This window comes from Pseudomonas nabeulensis, assembly GCF_004682045.1.
GTDB lineage: Bacteria > Pseudomonadota > Gammaproteobacteria > Pseudomonadales > Pseudomonadaceae > Aquipseudomonas > Aquipseudomonas nabeulensis.
In genome coordinates this window covers 1-5,949 of the sequence record NZ_QUZT01000127.1, presented here as the reverse complement: position 1 = coordinate 5,949, position 5,949 = coordinate 1, and the positions used below count along the sequence as shown (strand labels likewise).

General features: G+C 63.0%; 7 protein-coding genes. 6 read left to right on the top strand and 1 reads right to left on the bottom strand.

Annotated elements, in window-relative coordinates; genetic code table 11:
- Nucleotides 1-34: 34 nt before the first annotated feature.
- The gene (gene otnI / locus DYL61_RS30925) at nucleotides 35-820 is read right to left on the bottom strand and encodes a 2-oxo-tetronate isomerase (RefSeq protein ID WP_135311542.1); all 786 of its coding nucleotides are present in this window, start codon (nucleotides 818-820) and stop codon (nucleotides 35-37) included.
- A 146-nt stretch (nucleotides 821-966) separates the two neighbouring features.
- Here otnI and DYL61_RS30920 point away from each other — a divergent pair, with 146 nt between their 5' ends.
- From DYL61_RS30920 to DYL61_RS30895, 6 genes are all read left to right on the top strand, one after another.
- A complete protein-coding gene (locus tag DYL61_RS30920) occupies nucleotides 967-1,557 on the top strand; it encodes an amino acid synthesis family protein (protein ID WP_105695570.1) in 591 nt (196 codons plus the stop codon).
- Between the two features lie 45 nt (nucleotides 1,558-1,602).
- On the top strand, nucleotides 1,603-2,436 hold the full coding sequence (locus DYL61_RS30915; protein ID WP_105695571.1) for an alpha/beta fold hydrolase: 834 nt from the start codon (nucleotides 1,603-1,605) through the stop codon (nucleotides 2,434-2,436).
- Nucleotides 2,433-3,914, top strand: coding sequence for an aldehyde dehydrogenase (locus DYL61_RS30910; RefSeq protein ID WP_135311541.1), 1,482 nt, complete (start codon nucleotides 2,433-2,435; stop codon nucleotides 3,912-3,914). Before DYL61_RS30915 ends, DYL61_RS30910 begins: the two co-directional genes overlap by 4 nt.
- A gap of 12 nt (nucleotides 3,915-3,926) precedes the next feature.
- Nucleotides 3,927-4,412 carry a flavin reductase family protein gene (locus tag DYL61_RS30905; RefSeq protein WP_135311540.1) on the top strand — a complete coding sequence of 162 codons (486 nt, stop codon included), beginning with the start codon at nucleotides 3,927-3,929 and terminating at the stop codon, nucleotides 4,410-4,412.
- Nucleotides 4,413-4,526: 114 nt separating this feature from the next.
- Entirely contained in the window at nucleotides 4,527-5,279 is a 753-nt protein-coding gene (locus tag DYL61_RS30900) for a GntR family transcriptional regulator (RefSeq protein ID WP_105695574.1), read from the top strand.
- 2 nt (nucleotides 5,280-5,281) lie between these two features.
- Nucleotides 5,282-5,845, top strand: a complete 564-nt coding sequence (locus tag DYL61_RS30895) for an NUDIX hydrolase (RefSeq protein WP_135311539.1) — start codon at nucleotides 5,282-5,284, stop codon at nucleotides 5,843-5,845.
- The last annotated feature ends 104 nt before the right edge of the window (nucleotides 5,846-5,949 follow it).

The following is a 5,949-nucleotide window of genomic DNA, read 5'->3' as shown; positions in this document are numbered from 1 at the left end:
GAAAGCCGCTCATTTGCTGTTTCCTTAACTGACACTACCGGCCAGCCTTCCAGTCTCGCAACCATTGCAGGCCGGCCGAGGTATCGGCCTTTGGCCGGTACTCGCAGCCCACCCAACCGGTGTAGCCCAGCTGGTCTATCAGGTCGAACAGATACCCGTAGTTCAATTCCCCCAAATCCGGCTCATGCCGGTCCGGTACGCCGGCAATCTGGATATGCCCGATACCGGCGAAATCCCGGCGCAGTTTGGTCGCCACATCCCCCTCGACAATCTGGCAGTGGTAGCAGTCGAACTGCACCTTGAGGTTACTCGCCCCCACTTCACGGCAGATGGCCTGGGCCTGGTCCTGGCGATTAAGGAAGAACCCCGGCATGTCGCGGGTGTTGATTGGCTCCAGCAACACCGTCACCCCAACCTCGGCCGCCGCCGTGGCGGCGTAGGCGAGGTTTTCCAGGTACACGGCGTGGTGGCGCTGACGCAGGGATTCCGACGGCAGCAAGCCGGCCATCACGTGCACACGGTCGTTGCCAAGCACGGTGGCGTACTCCAGCGCGCGATCGAAGCCGCTACGGAACTCGGCCTCACGCCCCGGCAAGGTCGCAATGCCGCGCTCCCCCGCCGCCCAATCCCCCGGTGGTGCGTTGAACAAGGCCTGGACCAAGCCGTTGTCACTCAGGCGCTGCTTGAGTTCGGCCGCGCTGTAGTCATAGGGAAACAGGTACTCCACCGCATCGAAGCCGTCGGCCTTGGCCGCAGCGAAGCGCTCAAGAAAGTCGTGTTGCGGGTACAGCATGCTCAGGTTGGCAGCGAAACGAGGCATAAAAACATCCCTGATCTGAAATATTCACTTGATCGATGTTGACGCTTTCAGCCACGTCCGTCGAGGAACTGATTTCCAGCGCTTGTGCTTTGCGTATTATGGTATACCATCATACGCAAACCACCCCACCTCAGATGGAGCAGCTCATGAGTTTCGAAATTCGCAAGATCGTCAGCTACGTAGAAGAAACCTTTATCGAGGGCGGCAAAGCCTCCGACACCCCGGTGAAAATGGTCGGCCTGGCCGTCGTGCTGAAAAACCCATGGCTGGGCCAGGGTTTCGTGGAAGACCTCAAGCCGGTGATCCGCGCCAACTGTTCCGACCTCGGCGCGCTGATGGTCGAGCGCCTGGTGGGCATCATCGGTGGTGCCGAGAACATCGAGGCCTACGGCAAAGCCGCCGTGGTCGGTGCCGACGGCGAAATCGAGCACGCCTCGGCGATCATCCACACCCTGCGCTTCGGCAATCATTACCGTGAAGCGGTCAAGGCCAAGAGCTACCTGAGCTTCACCAACAAGCGCGGCGGCCCAGGCACGTCGATCCAGATCCCGATGATGCACAAGGACGACGAAGGCCTGCGCTCGCACTACATCACCCTGGAAATGCAGATCGAAGACGCGCCGCGTGCCGACGAAATCGTCGTGGTCCTGGGCTGCGCCGACGGCGGCCGCCTGCACCCACGCATCGGCAACCGTTATATCGACCTGGAAGAACTGGCCGCCGAAAAAGCCCAGTAAGGCCCGACCGACACCCCAATAAGAAAAGGCATGCAGGAGCGCTCCATGATTCGGCTCACCGCTGAACGCACCCCGGCTGGCACCAGTTATCTGGCGACCGGCCAAGGCCAGCCTGTGGTTTTGATCCACGGCGTGGGCCTGAATAAAGAAATGTGGGGCGGGCAAGTCGTTGGCCTGGCCACGAATTACCGCGTGATCACCTACGACATGCTCGGCCATGGCGCCAGCCCGCGCCCGGCCGCCGGCACGCCGCTTTTGGGCTATGCCGACCAATTGCTGGAACTGCTCGATCACCTGGGACTGCCAGAGGCCACGGTGATCGGCTTTTCCATGGGCGGCCTGGTCGCCCGGGCGTTTGCCCTGCACTACCCCGAGCGCCTCAAGAGCCTGGTGGTGCTCAACAGCGTGTTCAACCGCAGCCCCGAGCAACGTGCCGGCGTGATCGCCCGCACTGCCCAGGCCGCCGAACACGGGCCGGATGCCAACGCGGAAGCGGCGTTGTCACGCTGGTTCAGCCGTGAATACCAGGCGGCCAACCCGGCACAGATCGCAGCACTGCGCGAAACCCTGGCGGGCAACGACCCTCAGGGCTACCTCACCACGTACGAGCTGTTTGCGACCCAGGACATGTACCGCGCCGACGACCTCAAGGCCCTGCGCGCCCCTACCCTGGTCGCCACCGGCGAACTCGACCCCGGCTCAACCCCGGAAATGGCCCGGCAACTGGCCGACCGCATTCCCGGCGCCACCGTTGCGGTGTTGGCCGAGCAACGGCATATGATGCCGGTAGAATCGCCGCGCCTGGTCAACCAGCTGCTGCTGGGTTTTCTTGACACGGTGTACGCCCAAAACAATTCAATAAAGGGGATCGTTGCATGACGCTTGAACGCTTCCAGATGTGCATCGGCGGTGAATGGGTCGATGCCCTGTCCGGCCAGACCTTCGACAGCCTCAACCCGGCGCTGGCCGAGCCTTGGGCGCAACTGCCCGACGCCGATGAGGCGGATGTGGAGCGCGCCGTGCAGGCTGCGCAAAGCGCCTTTGACAGCCCGGCCTGGCGTGGCCTCACCGCCACGGCGCGGGGCAAATTGCTGCGCCGCCTGGGTGACCTGATCGCCGAGAACAAGGAGCAACTGGCTCAGCTGGAAAGCCGCGACAACGGCAAGCTGATCCGCGAAACCCGTGGCCAGGTCAGTTACCTGCCGGAATTTTTCCACTACACCGCAGGCCTGGCCGACAAGCTCGAAGGCGGCACCCTGCCCCTCGATAAGCCTGACCTGTTCGCCTACACCGTGCACGAAGCCATGGGCGTGGTCGCTGCGATCATTCCGTGGAACAGCCCGCTGTACCTGACCGCGATCAAGCTCGCGCCGGCATTGGCGGCGGGCAATACCATCGTGATCAAGCCGTCGGAACATGCCTCGGCAACCATCCTCGAACTGGCACGCCTGGCCCTCGAAGCCGGGATTCCGCCGGGCGTCGTCAACGTCGTCACCGGCTACGGCCCCAGCACCGGCGCCGCCCTCACCCGCCACCCGCTGGTGCGCAAGATCGCCTTTACCGGCGGCGCGGCCACCGCTCGCCATGTGGTGCGCAGCAGTGCGGACAACTTCGCCAAGCTGTCCCTGGAACTGGGCGGCAAGTCGCCGAACATCATCTTTGCCGATGCCGACCTGGACAGCGCCATCAACGGCGCGATTGCCGGGATCTATGCGGCGTCCGGGCAGAGCTGTGTCTCCGGCTCGCGCCTGTTGGTGCAGGATGAGATCTACGACGAATTCGTCGAGCGCCTGGTGGCCCGCGCCCAGCGTATCCGCATCGGCAACCCTCAGGACGATGCCAGCGAGATGGGCCCGATGGCCACCGCGCAGCAACTGGCCGTGGTCGAAGGCCTGGTGGCCGACGCCATCGCCGAAGGCGCGCGCCTGCGCACCGGCGGCAAACGTCCGCAAAATGTCGGTGAAGGCTGGTTCTACGAGCCGACGCTGTTCGAATGCGACCGCAACTCGATGAAGATCATGCAGGAAGAAGTGTTCGGCCCGGTGGCCTCGGTCATCCGTTTCAAGGATGAAGCCGAAGCGCTGGCCATCGCCAACGACTCGCAGTTCGGCCTCGCCGCCGGCATCTGGACCCGCGACCTCGGCCGCGCCCACCGCCTGGCCCGCGACGTGCGCTCGGGGATCATCTGGGTCAACACCTACCGCGCCGTGTCGGCGATGGCGCCCATCGGTGGCTTCAAGAACAGTGGCTATGGACGCGAAAGCGGCATCGATTCGGTGCTGGCCTACACCGAGCTGAAAACGGTGTGGATCAACCTGTCCCAGGCGCCCATGCCTGATCCTTTTGTGATGCGTTAAGAGGCCCCTGCCATGATCGAACCCGGCATTTACAAAGACGTGATGAGCTCGTTCCCGTCCGGCGTCACGGTGGTGACCACCCTCGACCCGGACGGCGGCATCGTCGGCATCACCGCCAGCGCATTCAGTGCGCTGTCGATTGACCCGGCGCTGGTGCTGTTCTGCCCCAACTATGCGTCCGACACCTACCCGATCCTGCGCGACAGCAAGCGCTTTGCAATTCACTTGCTGTCCGCTGACCAAACCGCCGAAGCCTACGCGTTCGCCGGCAAGGGCAAGGAGAAGGCCAAGGGCATCGAGTGGCAATTGAGCGCGCTGGGCAACCCGCTGCTGGCCAAGGCCACGGCGATCATCGAGTGTGAGCTGTGGCGCGAGTACGACGGCGGTGATCATGCGATCATCGTCGGCGCGGTGAAGAACCTGATCCTGCCTGAGCAACCGGTCACGCCGATGGTCTATCACAAGGGCAAGCTGGGCCCGTTGCCCGCCCTGGCCTGAGGCGCACTGGGGGCCGCGCAGGTTTGTCGCTTAAAGAACGCAGCGTGATAAACTCGGCGGCAATTTCGGCCCTCGATTGGCCCCCAGTTAACCGTTACATACAGAGCAGACCCCATGAAACGCCTGCCACTCGACGACAGCTTCAAGGTCAACCACAACCCGGTCACCCTGCGGGAAATCGTGCTGGAGAAACTGCGCAGCGCGATCATGAACTTCCAACTGCTGCCGGGCGACCGCCTGGTGGAGCGCGACCTGTGCGACCGCCTCGGCGTCAGCCGCACCTCGGTACGTGAAGCCTTGCGTCACCTGGAGTCCGAAGGCCTGGTGGAATTTGCCGATGCCAAGGGCCCGCAGGTGGCAATCATCACCCTGGCCGATGCGGTCGACATCTACGAACTGCGGTGCGTGCTCGAAGGCTTGATCGTGCAACTGTTCACCCTGCGCGCCAAGGCCAAGGACATCAAGGCCCTGGAAAAAGCCCTGGAAGAGAACCGCAAGGCGCTCAAGGACGGCGAGTTGCAACAGGTGATCGACTCGGTGCAGGGCTTCTACGATGTGCTGCTGGAAGGCTCGGGCAACCACGTTGCCGCCACCCAGTTGCGCCAGTTGCAGGCGCGTATCAGCTACCTGCGCGCCACCTCGGTGTCCCAGGAAAACCGTCGCGGCACCAGCAACCAGGAAATGGAACGCATGGTCCAGGCCATCAAGAGCGGCGACCCGCTGGCCGCCCACCAGGCTTGCGTAGATCACGTGCGCGCTGCGGCCGCCGTGGCCCTCGACTACCTCAAGCGCAAGCAGGAAGAAACCGGCGCACTGCCGGAAATCACCCTGCCCATCGCCCTCAAAGAACCGCGCATAGGTCACTGACCGTGCCCAGCCCCAGCTTTTGCCCGACCTGCGGCAGCCGTGACCTGAGTCACCAGCTGCCACCGGGCGATACCCATGAGCGCCTGATGTGCCGGGGCTGCGGTTATATCCACTACATCAACCCGAAGATCATTGCCGGCTGCATCATCGAGCAGGACGGCAAGTATTTGCTGTGCCAACGGGCGATTCCACCGCGCCCGGGCACCTGGACCTTGCCTGCCGGTTTTATGGAAGGTGGCGAGACCACCGAACAGGCGGCGTTGCGCGAGGTGTGGGAAGAAAGCGGCGTGCGGGCGGAAATCGTCTCGCCCTATTCGATTTTCAGCGTGCCGAAGATCAGCGAGGTGTACATCATCTTTCGCGCCATTGCGCTGGAGATCACCGGGCAGTTCGGGCCGGAGACCCTGGACTACAAATTTTTTGCGCCTGAGGACATTCCCTGGGAGAGCATCTACTACCCGGCGATCCGACAGATTCTCGAGCGGTATATCGAGGAGCGACAGGCCGGGGTGTATGGCATCTACATTGGTAATGATGACAGCGGAAAGATCCATTTCATCCGCTGATCTCCAGGTCATATGCAGATAAAAATGTGGGAGGGGGCTTGCCCCCGATGAGGGAGTGTCAGCCAAAAATTTTTAGCTGACACACTGCCATCGGGGGCAAGCCC

What these genes read in the sequence shown, in the direction of transcription:
- DYL61_RS30905 (WP_135311540.1), top strand. Translation starts at nt 3,927, where the DNA reads ATGATCGAACCCGGCATTTACAAAGACGTGATGAGCTCGTTCCCGTCC.
- DYL61_RS30900 (WP_105695574.1), top strand. Translation starts at nt 4,527, where the DNA reads ATGAAACGCCTGCCACTCGACGACAGCTTCAAGGTCAACCACAACCCG.
- DYL61_RS30910 (WP_135311541.1), top strand. Translation starts at nt 2,433, where the DNA reads ATGACGCTTGAACGCTTCCAGATGTGCATCGGCGGTGAATGGGTCGAT.
- otnI (WP_135311542.1), bottom strand. Translation starts at nt 820, where the DNA reads ATGCCTCGTTTCGCTGCCAACCTGAGCATGCTGTACCCGCAACACGAC.
- DYL61_RS30915 (WP_105695571.1), top strand. Translation starts at nt 1,603, where the DNA reads ATGATTCGGCTCACCGCTGAACGCACCCCGGCTGGCACCAGTTATCTG.
- DYL61_RS30920 (WP_105695570.1), top strand. Translation starts at nt 967, where the DNA reads ATGAGTTTCGAAATTCGCAAGATCGTCAGCTACGTAGAAGAAACCTTT.